25 protein-coding genes and 3 tRNA genes are annotated in these 19,592 nt (G+C 32.6%); 21 read left to right on the top strand and 7 right to left on the bottom strand.

Annotation, left to right across the window (positions count from 1 at the left end; genetic code table 11):
* Nucleotides 1-15: 15 nt before the first annotated feature.
* Both KO361_03760 and KO361_03755 read right to left on the bottom strand, forming a co-directional pair.
* Complete coding sequence (locus KO361_03760) at nt 16-318, bottom strand: hypothetical protein (GenBank protein ID MCC7574680.1); 303 nt, start codon at nt 316-318, stop codon at nt 16-18.
* The gene (locus tag KO361_03755; GenBank protein ID MCC7574679.1) at nt 315-977 is read right to left on the bottom strand and encodes an ArsR family transcriptional regulator; all 663 of its coding nucleotides are present in this window, start codon (nt 975-977) and stop codon (nt 315-317) included. The genes KO361_03760 and KO361_03755 overlap by 4 nt, the downstream gene beginning before the upstream one ends.
* Nucleotides 978-1,349: 372 nt before the next feature.
* Here KO361_03755 and KO361_03750 point away from each other — a divergent pair, with 372 nt between their 5' ends.
* The 4 genes from KO361_03750 to KO361_03735 are packed head-to-tail and all read left to right on the top strand — an operon-like array spanning nt 1,350 to nt 6,104.
* The gene (locus KO361_03750) at nt 1,350-2,627 is read left to right on the top strand and encodes a glycosyltransferase family 4 protein (protein ID MCC7574678.1); all 1,278 of its coding nucleotides are present in this window, start codon (nt 1,350-1,352) and stop codon (nt 2,625-2,627) included.
* Between the two features lie 33 nt (nt 2,628-2,660).
* Nucleotides 2,661-3,923 carry a glycoside hydrolase family 57 protein gene (locus KO361_03745; GenBank protein MCC7574677.1) on the top strand — a complete coding sequence of 421 codons (1,263 nt, stop codon included), beginning with the start codon at nt 2,661-2,663 and terminating at the stop codon, nt 3,921-3,923.
* A gap of 40 nt (nt 3,924-3,963) precedes the next feature.
* A complete protein-coding gene (locus tag KO361_03740) occupies nt 3,964-4,314 on the top strand; it encodes a hypothetical protein (GenBank protein MCC7574676.1) in 351 nt (116 codons plus the stop codon).
* A complete protein-coding gene (locus KO361_03735; protein ID MCC7574675.1) occupies nt 4,311-6,104 on the top strand; it encodes a glycogen/starch synthase in 1,794 nt (597 codons plus the stop codon). Before KO361_03740 ends, KO361_03735 begins: the two co-directional genes overlap by 4 nt.
* On the opposite strand, the gene KO361_03730 is transcribed toward KO361_03735, so the two are convergent.
* A complete protein-coding gene (locus KO361_03730) occupies nt 6,096-6,479 on the bottom strand; it encodes a hypothetical protein (GenBank protein ID MCC7574674.1) in 384 nt (127 codons plus the stop codon). The genes KO361_03735 and KO361_03730 overlap by 9 nt on opposite strands.
* Before the next feature lie 35 nt (nt 6,480-6,514).
* Nucleotides 6,515-6,964: a hypothetical protein gene (locus tag KO361_03725; GenBank protein ID MCC7574673.1), complete on the bottom strand. Its 450-nt coding sequence runs from the start codon at nt 6,962-6,964 to the stop codon at nt 6,515-6,517.
* Between the two features lie 144 nt (nt 6,965-7,108).
* On the opposite strand from KO361_03725, the gene KO361_03720 reads away from it, so the two are divergent.
* The 12 genes from KO361_03720 (at nt 7,109) to KO361_03665 (ending at nt 14,236) form a co-directional block, all read left to right on the top strand.
* Nucleotides 7,109-7,222, top strand: a tRNA-Ile gene (locus KO361_03720).
* 63 nt (nt 7,223-7,285) lie between these two features.
* Nucleotides 7,286-7,360 (top strand) — tRNA-Glu (locus KO361_03715).
* 124 nt (nt 7,361-7,484) lie between these two features.
* Nucleotides 7,485-8,327 carry a Bro-N domain-containing protein gene (locus tag KO361_03710; GenBank protein MCC7574672.1) on the top strand — a complete coding sequence of 281 codons (843 nt, stop codon included), beginning with the start codon at nt 7,485-7,487 and terminating at the stop codon, nt 8,325-8,327.
* Nucleotides 8,328-8,426: 99 nt separating this feature from the next.
* Entirely contained in the window at nt 8,427-8,960 is a 534-nt protein-coding gene (locus tag KO361_03705) for a nucleotidyltransferase domain-containing protein (GenBank protein MCC7574671.1), read from the top strand.
* A complete protein-coding gene (locus KO361_03700) occupies nt 8,944-9,405 on the top strand; it encodes a HEPN domain-containing protein (GenBank protein MCC7574670.1) in 462 nt (153 codons plus the stop codon). The genes KO361_03705 and KO361_03700 overlap by 17 nt, the downstream gene beginning before the upstream one ends.
* Before the next feature lie 112 nt (nt 9,406-9,517).
* Nucleotides 9,518-9,766 (top strand): hypothetical protein, encoded by a 249-nt coding sequence (locus tag KO361_03695; GenBank protein MCC7574669.1) that lies wholly within the window; start codon nt 9,518-9,520, stop codon nt 9,764-9,766.
* 91 nt (nt 9,767-9,857) lie between these two features.
* The gene (gene ppsA, locus KO361_03690; protein ID MCC7574668.1) at nt 9,858-12,266 is read left to right on the top strand and encodes a phosphoenolpyruvate synthase; all 2,409 of its coding nucleotides are present in this window, start codon (nt 9,858-9,860) and stop codon (nt 12,264-12,266) included.
* A gap of 20 nt (nt 12,267-12,286) precedes the next feature.
* The gene (locus KO361_03685; protein MCC7574667.1) at nt 12,287-12,724 is read left to right on the top strand and encodes a hypothetical protein; all 438 of its coding nucleotides are present in this window, start codon (nt 12,287-12,289) and stop codon (nt 12,722-12,724) included.
* Nucleotides 12,725-12,808: 84 nt separating this feature from the next.
* Nucleotides 12,809-12,997: a hypothetical protein gene (locus KO361_03680; GenBank protein ID MCC7574666.1), complete on the top strand. Its 189-nt coding sequence runs from the start codon at nt 12,809-12,811 to the stop codon at nt 12,995-12,997.
* The gene (locus KO361_03675) at nt 12,981-13,382 is read left to right on the top strand and encodes a hypothetical protein (GenBank protein MCC7574665.1); all 402 of its coding nucleotides are present in this window, start codon (nt 12,981-12,983) and stop codon (nt 13,380-13,382) included. The genes KO361_03680 and KO361_03675 overlap by 17 nt, the downstream gene beginning before the upstream one ends.
* A gap of 59 nt (nt 13,383-13,441) precedes the next feature.
* Nucleotides 13,442-13,513: transfer RNA gene (locus tag KO361_03670), tRNA-Gly, on the top strand.
* Nucleotides 13,514-13,738: 225 nt separating this feature from the next.
* The gene (locus KO361_03665) at nt 13,739-14,236 is read left to right on the top strand and encodes a hypothetical protein (GenBank protein ID MCC7574664.1); all 498 of its coding nucleotides are present in this window, start codon (nt 13,739-13,741) and stop codon (nt 14,234-14,236) included.
* A 5-nt stretch (nt 14,237-14,241) separates the two neighbouring features.
* Here the strand turns inward: KO361_03665 and KO361_03660 are convergent, their stop codons facing one another.
* Nucleotides 14,242-14,910, bottom strand: coding sequence for a rhomboid family intramembrane serine protease (locus KO361_03660; protein MCC7574663.1), 669 nt, complete (start codon nt 14,908-14,910; stop codon nt 14,242-14,244).
* A gap of 114 nt (nt 14,911-15,024) precedes the next feature.
* Here KO361_03660 and KO361_03655 point away from each other — a divergent pair, with 114 nt between their 5' ends.
* From KO361_03655 to KO361_03645, 3 genes are all read left to right on the top strand, one after another.
* Nucleotides 15,025-15,600 (top strand): hypothetical protein, encoded by a 576-nt coding sequence (locus tag KO361_03655; protein MCC7574662.1) that lies wholly within the window; start codon nt 15,025-15,027, stop codon nt 15,598-15,600.
* Between the two features lie 86 nt (nt 15,601-15,686).
* Nucleotides 15,687-16,298: a hypothetical protein gene (locus KO361_03650; protein MCC7574661.1), complete on the top strand. Its 612-nt coding sequence runs from the start codon at nt 15,687-15,689 to the stop codon at nt 16,296-16,298.
* An 8-nt stretch (nt 16,299-16,306) separates the two neighbouring features.
* Nucleotides 16,307-16,933 carry a hypothetical protein gene (locus KO361_03645; protein ID MCC7574660.1) on the top strand — a complete coding sequence of 209 codons (627 nt, stop codon included), beginning with the start codon at nt 16,307-16,309 and terminating at the stop codon, nt 16,931-16,933.
* Between the two features lie 35 nt (nt 16,934-16,968).
* Here the strand turns inward: KO361_03645 and KO361_03640 are convergent, their stop codons facing one another.
* Nucleotides 16,969-17,217 carry a hypothetical protein gene (locus KO361_03640; GenBank protein MCC7574659.1) on the bottom strand — a complete coding sequence of 83 codons (249 nt, stop codon included), beginning with the start codon at nt 17,215-17,217 and terminating at the stop codon, nt 16,969-16,971.
* Nucleotides 17,218-17,232: 15 nt separating this feature from the next.
* The gene (locus KO361_03635) at nt 17,233-17,682 is read right to left on the bottom strand and encodes a hypothetical protein (GenBank protein MCC7574658.1); all 450 of its coding nucleotides are present in this window, start codon (nt 17,680-17,682) and stop codon (nt 17,233-17,235) included.
* 163 nt (nt 17,683-17,845) lie between these two features.
* On the opposite strand from KO361_03635, the gene KO361_03630 reads away from it, so the two are divergent.
* Together KO361_03630 and KO361_03625 are read left to right on the top strand one after the other, a co-directional pair.
* Nucleotides 17,846-19,258 carry a tail fiber domain-containing protein gene (locus KO361_03630; GenBank protein ID MCC7574657.1) on the top strand — a complete coding sequence of 471 codons (1,413 nt, stop codon included), beginning with the start codon at nt 17,846-17,848 and terminating at the stop codon, nt 19,256-19,258.
* Between the two features lie 11 nt (nt 19,259-19,269).
* Nucleotides 19,270-19,592: hypothetical protein (locus KO361_03625; protein ID MCC7574656.1), on the top strand; the 323-nt coding region annotated here is incomplete at its 3' end.

Raw genomic sequence — 19,592 nt, 5'->3', positions numbered from 1 at the left:
TCTTTTTAAAAAAAACTAATCATGAACTTCTTTTAAATCTTCCTTCTTAAGCTTAACACTAACAAAGTACTCAAGACAATCTAACCCATCAAAAAAAGCACGTCTCCTAATATATGATTTACCAAACTCTAAAACAAACGAATCATTAGTTATTTTACCACCACAAACAGGACACTGCTTAGACGAAAATTTAACTTCTTGAAACTCAGACAAACGCATCTCAACTAATCTATCAACATTGCCTGCAACTAAGTCGCGCTTAATCTTCAACAAATCCTCTTCACTCAATGAACTAATAATTCTTGAAAGCTTATTCATTTCCGCCACTCCTTAAACAAAACCTTAACATCTTCATTATCACAAAGAACAATCTCAGCTCGCTTAATCAAATCAACAAAGTAGTGCTCATTACGTTCCAAACCAACTTTTAACTCATCAACAGAATGACTCCAAAATTTCACCACGTGCTTCTTATTATCAAATAAAACTTCAGAAGAATGATGTTCTTTCCTAAAAAAATCTAAATCATCAGTAACTATGAGGAAATGAATTTCATTGTTAATAGTCTGCAAATAAAACAAACAATTAATGCGCTTAAACAACTCTTCTTTATTAAGAAAAAATTTCAAAACAGGCATAGCATCTTTCAAATCACAAAGTAAAAGATTAAACAAAAAATTATCAGGATTCTTAATTTCTTTCCTATTAACATAATCTTTACCAATCTTACTAATCCAAACCATGGGCTTAGATATGCTGTAAAGAATTCTAGCATCTCGATCCTTCCTAGTATAATCTCCTTTAATCTTAATTTTTTTAAGATAACCTTGAGCTTCCAAAAGCTTTAATTGCTGACTAGCATTAGCAACACTAGTACTAGTTAAACTAGCAAGTTCCTTAGGTGATAAAGGCTCTTTTTCAAGCTGTTTTAATAATACCCATTTAGTTCCTGAAAAATCAAAATCAAAGTCACTCATTCAACTAAAAAAATTAATTCTTTTTTTTATAAACATTTATGTCTTACAACATATATTATGATAAGATGATAATGTATTGTTTGATTATTTAAATAAAATAATATCAAAATAACATAATAAAGTATTAGATTTAATATATTTTTGTTTTTAACACGACAAAACTCACAAAAAAAATCACAAAAAAACTCAAAATAACATAAAAAACTCAAGATATTTTTTTCTCGACTGAAAATGCATAACATTTATATATGGGTTAAACCCACATAAACAAAAATAACAAAAATAGATTAATTAACACAAATTTTTGTTAAAAAAAAACACAACAAAGGATTCAAAAAATCCAAAACAAAAAAGGAAAAAGAGGGTCGATATTTGAAAGTATTAAAACTAGGTTGGGAGTTCCCGCCTTTCTTCGCAGGAGGCGTAGGCATGGTGTGCGCAGCACTATCAGACGCATTAGTAAATCATGGCATAGATTTAACTTACGTAATGCCCTCAGGACCCGAAGATTTATATCAAGATTTAAACCAAAAAAGATCACCTTGCGGTAAAGGAAAATTCAAAATAATAATAACGAATAACCGTTACAAAAATGTCAGATTAAAAACAGCAAAAATTAATTCTTTACTAACAGCATACACAGACACATTATCATACAAAAAAGAATACGAATCATACATAGAACGAGGAAAAAATTTAACTAAAAACAAACCAATATATGGAAAAGACCTAAAACAAGAAATATACAGATTCGCAGAACAAGTAAAACTACTAGTAGAAGATGAAGAGTTCGATGTAATACACTCACATGACTGGGTAACAAACATAGCAGGAATTGCACTAAAAGAAAAAACAGGAAAACCACTAATAGCACACGTACACATAACAGAATTTGACAAAACAGGACAAACTTGTGCAGACCCAGAAGTATACGAAATAGAACGAAGAGGAATGCACGAATCAGACCTAATAATAGTAGTAAGCAATAAAATAAAACAAACATGCATGGAAAGATACGGAGTACCAGAACACAAAATAAGAGTAATACACAACGCCGCGACACCTATGAATGATAACGTATTCTACGATAACAAACACATAAAAGCAACAGACAAAGTAGTACTATTCGCAGGCAGAGTAACCCTACAAAAAGGACCAGATTATTTCGTAGACGCAGCAAAATTAGTCCTAGAAAAACAACCAAACACTATGTTCATAGTAGCAGGATCAGGAGATATGCTACCACAAATAATAGAAAAAGTAGCAAGAATAGGACTATCAGAAAAATTCATATTCACAGGATTCTACACAAGAGAACAAGCAGAAAAGTTATTCAGCATGGCCGACGTATTCGTAATGCCAAGCGTAAGCGAACCATTCGGAGTAGTACCCTTCGAAGCACAAATCAAAAAAACACCAACAATAATATCAAAACAATCAGGCATAGCAGAAGTACTATACCACACATTAAAAGTAGACTTCTGGGACGTCAGAGAATTAGCAAACAAAATACTAGCATTACTAAAATATACAACATTAAACAAAGAATTAAGCGAAAAAGGATACTGGGAAGCCAAACTATCCACATGGGACAAACCAGCCACGAGATGCATAGAAGTATACAACGAAGCAATAAACATGAAAAAATAAAATCAAAAAAATAAAACAAGGGGAAAAACAAAAATGGTAAGCATATGCTTTTACTTTCACGTACACCAACCACACAGACTAGGAAAATACGGAGTACTAGACTTCGGAGAACACTCAAACTATTTTGACGAACAAAAAAACAAAGAAATAATGCACAAAGTAACCAAGAAATGCTACTTACCAACAAACAAAGTATTATTAGATTTAATAAAAAAACATAAAGGAAAATTCAAAATAAGCTTCAGCATAACAGGAACAGTACTAGAACAAATGGAAAAATACTCCCCTGAAGCACTAGAAAGCTTCAAAGAACTAATAAAAACAGGACACGTAGACATAGTAGGAGAAACATACCACCACAGCCTAGCATACATATTCTCAAAAGAAGAATTCAAAGAACAAGTAAAATTACACGAAAAAAAAATTAAAGAACTATTCGGAATAAAACCAAAAGTATTCAGAAACACAGAACTAATATTCAACAACGAACTAGCAAAATTCGTACAAGACCTAGGATACAAAGCAATACTAGCAGAAGGAGCAGACCACGTATTGAACGGAAGAACACCCAACCACGTTTACAAATCAGTCTTCGCAGACAAAATAAAATTATTATTAAAAAATTACAAATTAAGCGATGACATAGCATTCAGATTCAGCAACAAAGAATGGAACGAACACCCATTAACCGTTGATAAATATTCAAGATGGATAAATGAAATAAATGGAGGAGGAGAACTAGTAAACCTATTCATGGATTATGAAACATTCGGAGAACACCAATGGGAAGACACAGGAATCTTCGAATTCATGAAACACTTACCAGAAGAATTACTAAAACATCCACACAACGAATTCTTAACAGTAACAGAAGCAGCAGAAAAATATCCTATACGAGACACAATAGATGTACATAACTACGTATCATGGGCGGACATAGAACGTGACTTAACAGCGTGGCTAGGAAACCCACTACAAGATTCAGCCATGCAAGCACTATACAAAATAGAAAAACACGTTAAAGAAACAAAAGACGAAGAACTAATAAGAGACTGGAGAAACCTAACAACATCAGACCACGTATACTACATGTGCACAAAGTGGTTCAATGATGGAGACGTACACAAATACTTCAGCCCATACGACAGCCCATATGACGCATACATAATATTCATGACGGTTCTAAACGACTTCGTTAGAAGAATACACCAAAAACAACAAAAACAAAAAGATACAACATTCACCTACGAAATCAGGGAGAACCCTGAACTACTCCTGGAAACAAAAACGAACTAACGAAGAAAAAAAGAACAAAAACATAAAGAAGGTGAAAAAAATGGAAAAAAAGAAAAAATCAACAAAACCAAAAAAGAAAACAACCAGGAAAACAACAAAAACAAAGAAAGCATCAAAAATACTAAAAGACGCCCCAGAAAACAAATACTTCGTGTTTTGTGATGGGCATCCTGTAAGAAACGTGACTCAACTAGCAGAAAAATTAGAAAACATACAAGAAGAAGTATTTAATCATCACGTAACAGAAAACAGAAACGACTTCGTGAACTGGGTAAAAGATGTATTTGAAGAAGTAGAACTAGCAGAAGAAATAGCAGGACTAAAAAATAAAGACCATATAAGACTAGCAATATACAAACACATAGTAAAAAAAACACCCAAGAAAAAATGAATCAAAAAAACTTAGTTCCAGAAGCGGAACACTTAATAGAAATATCTTGGGAGATATGTAATAAAGTAGGCGGAATCTACTCAGTAATCTCAACAAAAGCTAAAAAAACAAAAGAAATATACAAAGAATACACTTGCATAGGGCCATACATAGAAGAACAAGCCAAACAAGAATTTCAAGAAAAAGAACCACCCAAAGAATACCAAGAAGCATTCAACACAATAAAAAACAAAGGAATAAACGCGAGATACGGCACGTGGCTAATAAAAGGACAACCAAACACGATATTATTAGAATTCTCAGGAACAATAAATAAAATAAATGAACTAAAACAATGGCTATGGGAAAAACACGAAATAGATTCATACAAATCAAGATGGGACTTCGAAGAACCAATGCTTTTTTCATACGCAGCAGCAGAACTAATACATGAATTAGAACAAAGAAAAAAACAAAAAACAGCGCTACAAACACATGAATGGATGACTGGGTTCACAATACTATTCCTAAAAAACAAACAAACCAAGATAGGAACAACTTTCACAACGCACGCGACGATGCTAGGAAGAAGCATAGCAGGAAATAACCAAGACTTGTACGGAACACTAGGAAAATTCAACCCAGAAGAAAAAGCAAAAGAACTAAACGTAGAAGACAAACACACAACAGAAAAAGCATGCGCACACACAGCAGAAACATTCACAACAGTATCACAAATAACATCGAGAGAAGCAGAATACATACTAAGTAAAAAACCACACGTATTAACACTCAACGGATTAGACACAGATTTATTCCCATCAATGGAAGAAGCATCAATAAGACACAGAAAAGAAAAAAAAGACATACAAGAATTCCTAGAATACATGTTTTTCCCCTATTATTCGTTTGACACAAATAATAATTTAACATTCTACTTAGCAAGCAGATACGAATTCGAAAACAAAGGAATGGACATATTCATAAAAGCACTATCAAAATTAAACCAACACCTAAAAGAAAAAAACAACAAAATAACAATCACGGCACTATTCTTAATAGCAATGCCGAACCAAGGCGTAAAAAAAGAACTATTAGAACAAAAAAATTATTACAGACACATAAAAAAATATATACATCAAAACAACAAATCACTACCACAAAAAATAATACAACACTTCACAAACGGAGAAAAAACACAACCTTGCGAATTATTCACAGAAGAATTCATAGAAGAACTAAAAAAAGAAATAAAAAGATTCAAAAAACAAGGAAACCCAGAAATATGCACGCACAACATACAAAACGAAGAACAAGACCCAATAATAAATCTAGCCAAACAAGAAGGACTAAACAACAACAAAGAAAACCCAGTAAAAATAATACTATACCCTGCATACCTAAACGGAGCAGACGGATTATTCAACAAAGAATTCTATGAACTAATACCAGGAACACACCTAGGAGTATTTCCGAGCTACTACGAACCATGGGGATATACACCCCTAGAATCAGCAGCACTAGGAGTGCCAGCAATAACAACTGACCTAGCAGGATTCGGAAGATACATACAAGAACAAGAACAAGAAGAACAAAAAGGAATATACATAATAAAAAGAGACTACAAAAACAAAGAAAAAGCAATACAAGAACTATACGAAGTATTCAAAGAATACACCGAATACACACACTCAGAAAGAGTAGAACACAAAATTCAAGCCAAAAAACTAGCAAACACAGCGGACTGGAAAGACCTAATAAAAAACTACGTAGAAGCACACAACCACTCACTCAAAAAAATCTTAATTTAACAAAAGCGCGCAATCAACACATTCTTTAACCAAATAATTGGGCCCAGGAACCAAAAAAGAATCACCAACAATAACAACATCATCACTCAAAAACTTAACATATTCCCTACCCTTATAATTAATAACGACTTCAACATCATCATAAATAGAAATATTATAAACATTACCATCAATACCACTAGGCAAATAAAAAGTACGATTATAAACAGGCATAGCCAACCTAGCAAACTCGAACTCACTAAAAACAATATTAAAAACTTGATTCATCAAAACATCCTCACGAACCTTCTCCATAGAAACAATATTATTATGAAAAACAACAACTAAAGCACCAATCATAATCAAAGCAAAACCAACAAGTATAAGAAACTCCATCGCGGACTGCCCCTTCCTCGAAAAACTAAACCAAATCATATTTTCACGATACTAACATAATTACCTTGAGACTGAATCCTAACCCTATTAACACCTGGATTAAAACCCAAAGAACAATACTCACCACAAGCAACAGTACTATTAGAAATATTAAAACCAACCGCGAAAAAAACAACATAAGACTCCCCGGAACCAGTACTATACCTAAAAAATAATTCGCGCTCATCATAAATACCAGCATCCATAAAGATACCAGGAAAACTAACATCCAAAGTAACCCAAGAATTCTTACCTAAAACATACATCTTCTCAGCCTCATTAAGAATCTCAACACCAGCAAGATTAAGCTGATTAGCAGCAACCTGATCACTAGTACTCTTAGAATAATTAAAAAACAAATAAGAACCAGGAACAAGAACCATCAAAGCAATAGCTACAATACTAAGATACTCAACTGAACTCTGACCCTTAAAATTACGAAACAAAATAAAAACTCACCTCTAAACTAAAAAACACTATAATGCTCTCAATTTAAATCTTTTTCTATAAAAAACCTAAAAAACCAAAAAAAACAACTTTAATAAACTTTAAAAAAGAACAACTATTCACAAAATAAGACTAAGTAAACCGGGCCTGTAGCTTAGTCTGGTGGAGCGCTGGTCTTATATGACAACGTTTCAAACAAAAAAAAACAACTGCTCTAAGAGAGCCAGTGGTCGGGAGTTCAAATCTCCCCAGGCCCACTCTTAAAAAAAAACATAATAATTTATAAATAAAATAATTTTCCAATAAAACAAACAAACCACGCCCCTGTGGTGTAGTCCGGCCAATCATTTAGCCCTTTCGAGGCTAAGACTCGGGTTCGAATCCCGGCGGGGGCACTTTTCTTTTTTCTAAAACAATGAGTGCATTTATAGATGAGATATTTATGGTTGTTTTTTCATTAGCACAAGAACAAGTACGCGCGTGAAATATATAAATGAATTAATACTATCAAACTTTAAAATGAATCAAAATAATAAAACCAATAATTTAGTAGTATTTCAAAATAAAAAAATCAGACGAATAAGATATAATGAAGAGTGGTTTTTTTCTGTTGTTGATGTGGTGCGAGTTTTAACAGATAGTTCGGATGCGAAAGATTATTGGTACAGGCTAAAAAAGAGAGAATCAGAAGTCGGCGTTGAGTTATCGACAAATTGTCGACAACTCAAATTAGAATCCTCCGATGGTAAATTTTATGCTACTGATTGTGCGAACACAAAATCTCTTTTTAGAATAATTCAATCAATTCCATCAAAGAAAGCCGAGCCATTCAAGCAATGGCTTGCGCAAGTTGGTTATGAACGTATTGAAGAAATAGAAAACCCAGAACTAGGTCAGGATAGAATAAAGAATTATTATGAATTAAAAGGATATCCTAAAGAGTGGATAGATAAGCGACTTAGAGGAATCGCGATTAGACAAGAACTAACACAAGAGTGGAAAAATAGGGATATAAAAACAGAACAAGAATTTGCGATACTAACTAACGAGATTAGTAAAGCCACATTTGGTAAAACAATTCCTGAATATAAAGAATTCAAACAACTACAAAAAAAGAATCAAAATTTAAGAGATCACATGACTGACTTAGAACTAATATTTACCATGCTCGGTGAAGCTTCTACGACTGTGATAACTAAAGAAAAAGATTCTCAAGGATTCCAAGAATGCAAAAACTCTGCAAACAAAGGCGGAAATGTTGCGAAAAGAGCTAGAGAAGACTTAGAAAAAAATCTGGGGAAAAGCGTAATCTCTGAAGATAATTTTTTACCAAAACAAAAAAGCAAAAAGAAACTAGACTGAAAAGGGTCCGGTGGGAGCACTTTCCTTTTAGGTTAATGATCGAGTTGTTCTCAGAGTTTTTCGATACATTTAAATAATATTGTAACTTTTATGTTACATATGTCACAAATAAATTACGAAATCGTTTTGGAACTAATAAAAAAGAACAACCATATAAGAGGATTGGCAAAAGCACTAAACACGAATCAAACAACCATTGCGAGAAAAATGCAAGAGTTAGAACAACAAAACCTTGTTGATTATGTTTATGAGGGAAAAAACAAAGTTTATTTCTTAAAAAATAACTTAGAAACAAAAGAATACAAAAAAATAATAGAACACTACAAACTCTTAGAAATAATAAAAAAACAACCAAGACTAAGAAAAATAGTAGAAAAAATAAAATCAAACCCAGACATAAAATTAGCAATATTGTTTGGTTCATATGCAAAACACACACAACAAGAAAGTAGCGATATTGATATATATGTTGAAACAAAAAATAAACAAATAAAAAAAGAAATAGAATTACAAGATTCTAAAATTAACGTAAAAACAGGGGATTTTAACAAGGAAAGTTTATTAACAAAGGAAATAATAAAAAATCATATAATTTTAAAAGGTGTAGACAGATACTATGAACTCATTTATTAAAAAACTAAAAAAAGAAGAAAAAATAAAAATAACAGAGCCAAGCCAAGAAATTTGCTTTGCTTATTTAGAAAAATCAGAAAAATCACTAATATCAGCAAAAACATTAACAAAAATAGAAAATTATGATGATGCCGTAGCACTCACATATTATTCTATGTACTATTGTTCTTTGGCATTATTATATAAAATAGGAATAAAATCAGAAAATCACACGGCTACAATAATTTTATTAAAAGAATTTTTCAAAATAGATAATAAAAAATTACAAGAAGCAAAAAAAGAAAGAGTAGATAAACAATATTACACAGACTTCAAAGCAACAAAAGAAGATGTCAAAAAAGGAATAATTATCGCAGAGGAATTCAACACAGAAATAAGAGAGAAAATAGCAACATTAAAAAAAACAGAAATACAAAAAATCCAAGAAAAAATTAAACAATTATGATCCAAGCAATATTTATAAAAAAGAGAGGGATTCGAACCTGAAAGGTTCGGAGTCCGGCGGGGGCATTTTTCTTTTAAAAAAATATAAATGATCCAAAAATAAAACAAGAAACATGCAACCAGAAATAACAACGATAATAAAAATACTAACAACGGGCTTCGCAATATTAATCATGGCTATAATACTAAACGTGTTAGCAAACCTCCTGAAAATAACAACTTGGTATGATTTGTTAAACAATGTAACAAAACATGGTATCAGCGCAATAAAACAAGAAAGCATATTATCAATATTTTTCTTATTCATAATATATCCTTTTTTACTCGGATTAACAGCTTACTTAGTACTAAAAATAATTTAATTTTTTACTCTAAACATTCAGAAAGATTTATATACAACATCAATTTAAAGAAAGTATAAAAAAGAGGGTTACTTAAAAGAGGTGTATTAATTTGGATAAACATAATGCTTTAATTCTGTGGTTTGATCAATTAGGAATAGAAGACGTACCAATAGTAGGTGGAAAAAACGCATCATTAGGAGAGATGTACAGATTATTAACGCCGAAGGGAGTAAAAATACCTAATGGCTTTGCATTAACAGCGCACGCTTATAGAAGATTCTTAGAACACAATCATTTACCTGACAAAATAAGAGAAACACTGCAAGACTTAGATACTCATAACATGGATAATTTATACGAAAGAGGACACAAAATAAGAGATATGATAAGAAGCGCAGAATTCCCAGAAGATCTAAAAAATACAATAAAAGAAGGATACAAACACATGTGCATTCAATACGGAAATAATACTGACGTCGCAGTAAGAAGTAGCGCTACAGCTGAGGATTTACCTGATGCTAGCTTCGCAGGACAACAAGAAACTTATTTGAATATAAAAGGAGAATCAATGTTAATGGAAGCCTGCAAAAAATGTTTCGCATCATTATTCACAAACAGAGCAATAAGCTACAGACAAGACAAGAACTTTGATCATTTCAACATAGCACTAAGTATAGGTGTACAAAAAATGGTGCGATCAGATTTATCAACGTCAGGAGTTATGTTTTCAATAGATACAGAAACAGGATTCAAAGACGCAATACTAATAACTGCGGCTTACGGATTAGGAGAAAACGTAGTACAAGGAGCAGTAAACCCTGACGAATTCTACGTGTTTAAACCAAAACTACGAGAAGGATACAAACCAATAATAACAAAAAAAATAGGATCAAAACAAATCAGAATGGTTTACGATTTACAAGGAAACAAAACCGTGAAAAATATACCAGTACCGGAAGAAGAACAAAGAGTTTTCTGCATAAACGACGAAGACGTATTAACACTTGCTAAATGGGCGCAAATAATAGAAGACCATTACTCAGAGAAAGCAGGATACTTTAAACCAATGGATATGGAATGGGCAAAAGACGGAAAAAGCGGAGAATTATTCATAGTACAAGCAAGACCAGAAACAGTACAAAGCAGAAAAGACCTTAACGTACTAGAAACTTACGTAATGAAAGAACAAGGAGAAAGAATAGTAACGGGAAGAAGCGTAGGCTCAAGAATAGGAAAAGGAAAAGCAAACGTAATAAAAGACGTAAAAGACATAAGACAATTCAAAAAAGGAGAAGTACTAGTAACAGATATGACTGATCCTGACTGGGAACCAATAATGAAAATAGCCTCAGCAATCGTAACAAACAGAGGCGGAAGAACCTGTCACGCGGCAATCATTTCAAGAGAATTAGGAATACCTTGCTTAGTAGGTTCAGGAAACGCAACAGAGAAACTAAAAACAGGAGAAGACATAACAGTAGATTGTTCACAAGGAGATGAAGGATACGTATACAAAGGCTTACTAAATTTCGAAATAGAAAAACTAGACTTAGGCGCAGTAAAAAAACCAAAAACAAAAATAATGATGAACGTAGGGGACCCGAGCCAAGCATTCGATTTAAGCTTCATACCAAACGAAGGTGTAGGATTAGCAAGAGAGGAATTCATAATAAACAATAGCATAGTTGCACACCCTCTTGCACTAATGAACTACGATACATTAAAAGATCAAGAAGCTAAACAAAAAATTAAAGAACTAACGTACGGATACGAAGATAAAAAACAATTCTTCGTAGATAAATTAGCACAAGGAATAGGAACAATTGCGGCCGCGTTCTACCCAAAAGATGTAATCGTAAGATTGTCAGATTTTAAATCAAATGAATACGCAAACCTGCTAGGAGGAAAAGAATTCGAACCAGTAGAGGATAACCCTATGATAGGATGGCGAGGAGCATCAAGATACTACGACCCAAAGTATAAACCAGCGTTTGATTTAGAATGTAAAGCATTCCACAAAGTAATAAACGAATACGGATTAGACAACATAATCATAATGGTGCCTATTTGTAGAACAGTAGAAGAAGGAAAAAAAGTACTTAAAATACTGGAAGAAAACGGATTAAAACAAGGACACAAAGGATTAAAAGTATATGCTATGTGTGAAATACCTTCCAACGTCATATTAGCAGAAGAATTCCTAGACGTATTCGATGGATACAGCATAGGAAGCAATGACTTAACACAAATGACATTAGGAGTAGACAGAGATTCAGAATTAGTAAGTCACGTATACGACGAAAGAAACGAAGCAGTCAAAAAATTCCTAAGACGCGTAATCAAAGTAGCAAACGATAAAGAAAAATACATAGGAATATGCGGACAAGCACCAAGCGACTTCCCAGACTTCGCAGAATTCTTAGTAGAAGAAGGAATACAAAGCATAAGCCTAAATCCTGACACAGTTGTAAAAACAAGAATAACAATAGCAGAAAAAGAAGAACAACTAGGAAGATAAAAAACAAAGGTGGAAATTAAGTGGAACCAAATAACGAAAAGCCAATAATACCAGAACAAGCTAATTTCCAAAACAATTTTCCACAAACAAAAGCAGCATGGGCAAAACCAGACAGTGACGAAGTAACAAAAACAATATCTGAAGTAGCATCAAGCATAAGAATACTAGAAGATAGATACTTAAATTTAAGAAAAAAATCACAACTAACAGACCAAAACTTCATGGAACTACAAAAAGAATACTTCAAAGAAAAAAAACACTTAAACCAAGAATTACTAGAAGCAAAAATAAAAATACAAGAATTAACAGATGACTTACACGTAATGAAAGGAGAATTAAAAGACACAGCAAAACAAAAAGACCTAAAAGTACTAAACACATACCTAGACTTATGGGAACCCATGCAATTCGTAACAAGAAAAGAAATAGAACAACTACTAAAACAAAAAAATTATTAGAAAACTTTTTATAAAAACAAAACCCAAAAAATAAAAGCGTACAAAAAAAGGACAAAAACACAGAAATAACAAGAGGAAGAAGACATGGAAAACAATAATTTTTGTTCAATAAAAAATTTAACAAACATAATAAAAACAAAAAAAGAACAAGGACTAAAAAACAAAAAAATAATACAACAACTAAAACAACAAGGCTGTTGCTTCAACGCAATATTCGACGCGTTCGACCAAATAACAAAAAAACAAGGTGTGCCCAATGAATCAATTCGATGAAAATCCATTCCAAAAACTACAAGAAAAAAATTACGCTCCTCAACAACCTCAACAATTAACAAATACGACGGGAAACGAAGAATTAATAGAAGCAATAATAGAAGAAAAATGGGAAGACCTACTAAAAGACCTAACAAAACTAGCAGAATGGAAAAACACAATGACAACGAGAGTAACCACGCTTGAACAAAAATTCGAAGACCTAAGAAGAGAATTTGACAAAGTACACACAGTAATAATATCAAAAGTAGAAGACTACGATAGAAACATGACTAACGTAGGAGCAGAAGTAAAAGCAATGGAAAAAGTATTCTCAAAAGTCCTACCATTATTCGCAGAAAACGTCGCGGAACTCTCAAGAATAACAAAAGAACTAAAAAAATAAACAATTCTAAAACCAATCGAAACCTTTAAAATAAAAAACCACATCCCAAGAATAAAAACGCGAAGGTAGTATAGTGGTTAGTATTCGGCCTTGCCAAGGCTGGGACACGGGTTCAAATCCCGTCCTTCGCATTTATTCTAAATGCAACAAACGGAATTTGAACATGCTCAAAAATCAAGAAATATTTTTGGCACCTCTCAGCTACGTTCGAGGAATCCCATCCTTCGCATTTATTTGAAATATTAAAAACAGTATTTAAAAACATAATTAAAATTATTAAATACTTTTTTCTAAATACTAACAAAAATTTTTACGCCTCAAAAAAACTTATAAATAATAACGCATTCTAAAAAATAATGAATGTAATAAAAGAATACGAAAAACTCACGCAAAACATAGAATACAAAAAATTCATGCGAAACAACAAAGAATACTACTTAGTACACATATTAGTACCAGAAAACGAACAAGAACTAGAAATAGGATACTACAATCCAAGAACAGACAAAATAACAATATTCAAAACTAATCCGATAACAAAACAAAAAGAAGAAGACATATTCAAAGAAGGAAAAACAATACAACAATTAGAAATAAAAAAAATAAAAATTAACTACGAAGAAGCAACACAAAAAACAAACGAAATACTAAAAAAAGAACACTCTGCGGAACTAGTAAACAAAAAAATAATAATACTACAACACATCATGGAACCAGTATGGAACATGACATTCATATGCAAAAGCATGAACATAATAAACATAAGAATCAACGCAGAAACAGGCCAAATAATAAGAAACAACAAAGCATCACTACTAGACATGGCGGGCATGATGAAAGGAAACAAACAATAAAATAATCAAAGACGACCATTCTTAATATATTCTTCAATATCTTCATCACTTAACTCAATAGTGTCTTTCTTACCAAAAACTTTCTTAGGAGGCCTAACAAATTTAGCAACAAGCTTCTTTTTCTTAGAAACCAAATAAAAACCATAAACCAAACCAACAAATAAACCACCAAGATGTGCAAGATGAGCAATACCAGAACCAGGATTAAACAAACCAAAAATATCAATAGCAGCAAAAATAATACCAGCAGTCCTAAGAGACATAGGAATAACAAAGAAAAACAAAACCTGAAGATCAGGCAACAACATAATAGCCAAACCAAGAACAGCCATAATAGCACCACTAGCACCAAGAGCAGGAACAGAAGAAAAAACAGAATACAAAACACCTGCGAACAAACCAGCAAACAAATAAACACCTAAAAACCTAGACGTACCAATTCTTTGCTCAATCAAACCACCAAAAATAAACAAAGCATACATATTAAACAATAAATGAGCAGGACTACCATGAAGAAACATAGAAGTCAACAAAGTCCAAGGCCTACTAAGAATATCTTCAGGAACAAGCATCAAAGCCCTAGTAAAAGAATCACCTAACAAAAATTGCAACAAAAACACACTAATATTAACAATAATCAAAATAAAAAACACATTACGAATTCTGCTCTTCATAAAAAACAAAGAAACAACAGTATTATTTAAAAATTTCCAAACCAACAAAAAAATAAAAATAAGACTAAGAAAAAAACAAAAGTTTTATAAACTCTTAAACGCCAGTTATCAACTATGGCTAACACAGTACTAGGTAACGCGATGAATTTCTTAGTTGAACTAGGCGTATTCGAAATAATACTACCATTCCTGCTCGTATTCACAATGGTATTCGCATTCCTAGAAAAAACAAAAATATATGGAACAGAAGAATACAGATCAGAAAACGACGGAAAAATACACCAAGTAACCAGAAAAAACCTAAACAGCATGACAGCATTCGTAATCGCATTCTTCGTAGTAGCATCAGCACAACTTGTATCACTAATAAGTGAAGTAACATCAAAAGTAGTACTACTAATAGTGCTAGTATTCTCATTCACACTCACAATAGGGGCATTCCAAAAACAAGAAAAAGACGGTTTCTTCCTAAACAAAACATGGACAATAATATTCGAAGTAATAGTATTCATAGGAATAGCATTAATATTCCTAAACTCACTAGGATGGTTAGACAAAATATACGCGTATTTACAAAGTAATTGGAGCGGAGAAATATTAGCAACTGTACTAATGATGGCGATATTCATAGGATTTATATGGTACATAACGAAAGATCCAAATCCTAAACAAGAAAAAAAGAAAGACTAAAAAAAACAAACAAATAAAAAGAACAAAAAAAACAAATAAAAAAATAACACTAAAAAATAACAAAAAAACAAAAAAGGTGATCACGAATGTATTTAGACTTCAGAGGTATGATACAAAACTTAGAAGCAATAGGACTTCTAGATGTACTACTACCATTTATACTAATATTTACATTAGTATTCGCGGTATTACAAAAAACCAAAATACTAGGAACAGATGAACATGATAAACCAAGAAAAAACTTTAACGTAATACTATCACTAGTAATGGCACTAGGAGTAGTAATACCACACATAACAGGAAGATACATCTACGGATTAGACGTAGTAGATGTAATAAACAGAGCAATACCAAACGTAGCACTACTAGTAGTAGGAGTAGTGATGGTATTATTAGTAACAGGCGTTTTTGGAAACCCACTAAACACAAGTAAAAGCTACCTAGGCGGAGGATTCGTAGCATTATCAATACTAGCAGTAGGATTAATATTCGCAATAGCAGCAGGATGGATAGGAAGAGGATACATACCAAGATGGCTATATTTCTTGTATGATCCACAATTCCAAGCACTAATAGTAACATTACTAGTCTTCGCATTAATAATAAACTTCATAACAAAAGAAGATAAACCAAAAGATGACAACTCAGGACTAAAAGGATTCGCAAAAGAATTCAACAAAATGTTCGGAGGAAACTAAAACCTAAAATGGTAACGTTTCTAGATATAGGTTTACTAGGAGCAGTGAGCTCGTTATTCATGATAATATTAGTATTTGTAATCATGTACGGCTTCCTCTCCTGGACCAAACCATTTGGAGACAAAAACCAAGGACTCTACGCACTAATAGCATTCGGATTCGCAATAATAAGTATGACAAGCGAAGGATTCATAACACTAATAGCATACATAACGCCATGGTTCTTCACAATAATATTCATAGGATTCTTTATATTATTCGTACTAATGATGTTCGGACTAAAACAAAAAGATTTAGTAGCTGGAACAACATCAGAACTAAGAACATGGGTTATAATAATAACTGTGGTACTAATGTTATTCGGATTAGGCGCAGCATTCGGACAAACAACAAGAGAAGCAACAACAGGACCAACCACGCTCACAGAAACAACTACGCCAAGCACAGGAGAACCAGGACAAATATACTACGGAGATGACTACACAACAACTACGACAACAACAAGAAGTTCTGATCCATCAAGTTTCGGAGAAGACGTAACGGCCACACTATTCCACCCAAAAGTACTAGGAATGATAGTAATATTATTAGTAGGCGCATTCGCAATGTTCTTATTAACTAAAGGAAACATATAAATCAAAAAAATATTAATTCTCCAAAAAAAATATTATTATTCACTAGAATAATACTCATCAAGAATATCATCAACAACGTACTCAGCATAATCCTCACTAATAAGATTAGCTTTAACAAAACTCTTAGAATTATTATCCTTAGACAACTCAAGAACCTTGGCCATAACAACTTCATACTTCTTATACTGAGAAATAATAAACACCAATTTATACAAAGAAAAAACTAAACAAGCAACAGACAAAATCCCAAAAAAAGCATTCAATAAAATAATTCCTGCAACCATTCTCAAAAACACCGATCAATTACTTAAAGACTGAACCTCAACCAAACATTCATATCTCAAATCAACATCAAATATTCTATCACAATAAACAACATTATTACTGTTAACAGCTCTTAAATAATTAGAATCATCAAGAATATCTTGCTCAGACCTATCATCAACAACTAAAACCTCAGAAGAAGTAACTTCCTTAAAACACTTTTCTCTAAGCTTAACATCAACGATTTTATCACAGTAAACATTGTTATTACTGTTAACAGCTCTCAAATAATTAGAATCATCAAGCATCTTAGACTCACTAGCCCTAACACTATCCAATTTCTCACCAACAGTCATAGCATCAAAAGATTTCTCGGGCTTAGGCAAAGTAACAAACCAAAGAACTAAAAAAATAATATACAAAGAAATACCAAGATAAAACATCAAGAAATCCCTCTTAAACCTCTTCTTAAACCTATTATTCATAACAACTCACCTACAATTAAAAAAAAAATAATAACAAAACAATTAATTAAGTTATTTAAATAACTTTCCATAAAAAAAACAAAACAAAAAGAATTAACTAAGAAGTGGTAAAGACGACAAATAATAGAAAAGTATATAAACAAAAAAGAAAAGAACAAACAACATGGCTAACTTAAAAAAATCAAGAATCTTAACAATCACAATAATAACACTGCTTATACTAATAAGCTCAACACTAACACTAGCGCAATCAAACAACGCTAGAATAGCAGGATACCACACAATTCTATATACAGACACAATAACTAATATGGATCTAGGTTCGGGTGGAAGAGTAGCGATTAGCGGAGGACTAGATGTATCAGATACAATAATAGCACTAGGAGGAAACTCAGGAAACTGGAACACGGCATTTGCACAAAGAGGAAGTCAAATAGCGGGACTTTTTTTAACGTGGAATTCAGACACAAACAAATTAGATGTTTCACCAACAAACATAGCGCAAGGAACAAGAACCGCAACAACAGTTCTAATAACATCAAGCACAGGAACGCCCGCAACGCTAAACATAGCAACAGATACTCTTGCAGGAGTGATGAGTGCAGCTGATAAATCAAAATTAGACGGACTCCCAGATAGCGCAGATAACTACGCGAGTTGGACATTAGCAGGAGATAGTGGAACAGCACAAACAATAGGAAGTATGCAAACAGCAACAATCACAGGAGGAACAGGAATAAGCACAGTAGCAGGATCAACAAGACAAGTAACAATAAATTTAGATCTTGTAACTGTACCTCGCGGAGGAACAGGCAAAACAATCCTCGCAGCAAACAAAGTCTTAGTAGGAAACGGAGAAGACGCAGTTATAAGTCCTACGAATCTACACTGGGACAATACTAATTCAAGACTAGGAATAGGAATAACATCACCAAGCAGAGCTTTAGATGTATCGGGAGATATAGCGGGGACTAGATTAATATCAACAGCTACAGATGATCAAAATCATTTAGAATTTAGTAGAAATGATGCTAACTATATTATGGCCACTGGAGGAGATTCTGCTTATATGGCATTCATAACAGGTGATAGGGCTAGAGGTGTATCAGGAGGTCAACCAAATCTTGTGCTAAAAGCAGATAAAAAATCTTATTTTAACGATGATGTAGGTATAGGAATAGATGCGCCTACTGAAAAATTACATGTAAAAGGAAACGCAATCGTAACAGGTAATGTATACGCGTCAGCATTCATACACGATTCAGACATAGAACTAAAAGAAAACCTTGTACCACTAAACAATGCATTAAACAAAATAACATCTCTAAACACGTACACATTCAACTTCAAAGAATCAAAAGAACAACAAATAGGAATAATAGCGCAAGAATTAGAAAAAATATACCCTGAACTAGTACACGAAAAAGGAGAATACAAAGGAGTAGATTACTCATTACTCGTAGTTCCAGCAATACAAGCAATAAAAGAACAACAAGAACAAATCAACGAACTAACCCAAAAACTAGAAGAACAACAACAAACAATCAACGAGTTAACAAAACTAATAAACTCTTAAAAGGATTAATTATGAATAAAAAAAAAATAAAATCACTACTAATATTTATAGCAATAATACTTCTTTCAATTTTAACAATAGTTAACGCTCAAACAGCTTCGTTTAACACACAAATAATCAATATTAAAACAGGTGTTAGTCAAGTAGTTTCTGATTCTGATGGTAAAGTTCTTGGTACTTATATTGATGTAAATACTTCGTTTGATATTTGTTTGTATGATGATTTTAGAAGAGTTGTTAATAGTAGGAATGATCAGATTTTTATTCCTAGTAATACGAGTGAGGAGTGGAGTGCTTTTTTGAGTGAGACACCTAGTGGTGTTGCTCTTAATAG

The organism is Candidatus Woesearchaeota archaeon, from assembly GCA_020854775.1.
Lineage (GTDB): Archaea > Nanobdellota > Nanobdellia > Woesearchaeales > 21-14-0-10-32-9 > 21-14-0-10-32-9.
Note: the sequence above shows the minus strand (reverse complement) of the source record. Positions and strands in the feature narration are given on the sequence as shown.

Excerpts from the sequence above, each read along its gene's own strand:
- KO361_03760 (MCC7574680.1), bottom strand. The coding sequence starts at position 318 with ATGAATAAGCTTTCAAGAATTATTAGTTCATTGAGTGAAGAGGATTTG.
- KO361_03755 (MCC7574679.1), bottom strand. The coding sequence starts at position 977 with ATGAGTGACTTTGATTTTGATTTTTCAGGAACTAAATGGGTATTATTA.
- KO361_03745 (MCC7574677.1), top strand. The coding sequence starts at position 2,661 with ATGGTAAGCATATGCTTTTACTTTCACGTACACCAACCACACAGACTA.
- KO361_03740 (MCC7574676.1), top strand. The coding sequence starts at position 3,964 with ATGGAAAAAAAGAAAAAATCAACAAAACCAAAAAAGAAAACAACCAGG.
- KO361_03735 (MCC7574675.1), top strand. The coding sequence starts at position 4,311 with ATGAATCAAAAAAACTTAGTTCCAGAAGCGGAACACTTAATAGAAATA.
- KO361_03730 (MCC7574674.1), bottom strand. The coding sequence starts at position 6,479 with ATGGAGTTTCTTATACTTGTTGGTTTTGCTTTGATTATGATTGGTGCT.
- KO361_03710 (MCC7574672.1), top strand. The coding sequence starts at position 7,485 with ATGAATCAAAATAATAAAACCAATAATTTAGTAGTATTTCAAAATAAA.
- KO361_03705 (MCC7574671.1), top strand. The coding sequence starts at position 8,427 with ATGTCACAAATAAATTACGAAATCGTTTTGGAACTAATAAAAAAGAAC.
- KO361_03700 (MCC7574670.1), top strand. The coding sequence starts at position 8,944 with ATGAACTCATTTATTAAAAAACTAAAAAAAGAAGAAAAAATAAAAATA.
- KO361_03695 (MCC7574669.1), top strand. The coding sequence starts at position 9,518 with ATGCAACCAGAAATAACAACGATAATAAAAATACTAACAACGGGCTTC.
- KO361_03680 (MCC7574666.1), top strand. The coding sequence starts at position 12,809 with ATGGAAAACAATAATTTTTGTTCAATAAAAAATTTAACAAACATAATA.
- KO361_03675 (MCC7574665.1), top strand. The coding sequence starts at position 12,981 with ATGAATCAATTCGATGAAAATCCATTCCAAAAACTACAAGAAAAAAAT.
- KO361_03665 (MCC7574664.1), top strand. The coding sequence starts at position 13,739 with ATGAATGTAATAAAAGAATACGAAAAACTCACGCAAAACATAGAATAC.
- KO361_03660 (MCC7574663.1), bottom strand. The coding sequence starts at position 14,910 with ATGAAGAGCAGAATTCGTAATGTGTTTTTTATTTTGATTATTGTTAAT.
- KO361_03655 (MCC7574662.1), top strand. The coding sequence starts at position 15,025 with ATGGCTAACACAGTACTAGGTAACGCGATGAATTTCTTAGTTGAACTA.
- KO361_03650 (MCC7574661.1), top strand. The coding sequence starts at position 15,687 with ATGTATTTAGACTTCAGAGGTATGATACAAAACTTAGAAGCAATAGGA.
- KO361_03645 (MCC7574660.1), top strand. The coding sequence starts at position 16,307 with ATGGTAACGTTTCTAGATATAGGTTTACTAGGAGCAGTGAGCTCGTTA.
- KO361_03640 (MCC7574659.1), bottom strand. The coding sequence starts at position 17,217 with ATGGTTGCAGGAATTATTTTATTGAATGCTTTTTTTGGGATTTTGTCT.
- KO361_03635 (MCC7574658.1), bottom strand. The coding sequence starts at position 17,682 with ATGAATAATAGGTTTAAGAAGAGGTTTAAGAGGGATTTCTTGATGTTT.
- KO361_03630 (MCC7574657.1), top strand. The coding sequence starts at position 17,846 with ATGGCTAACTTAAAAAAATCAAGAATCTTAACAATCACAATAATAACA.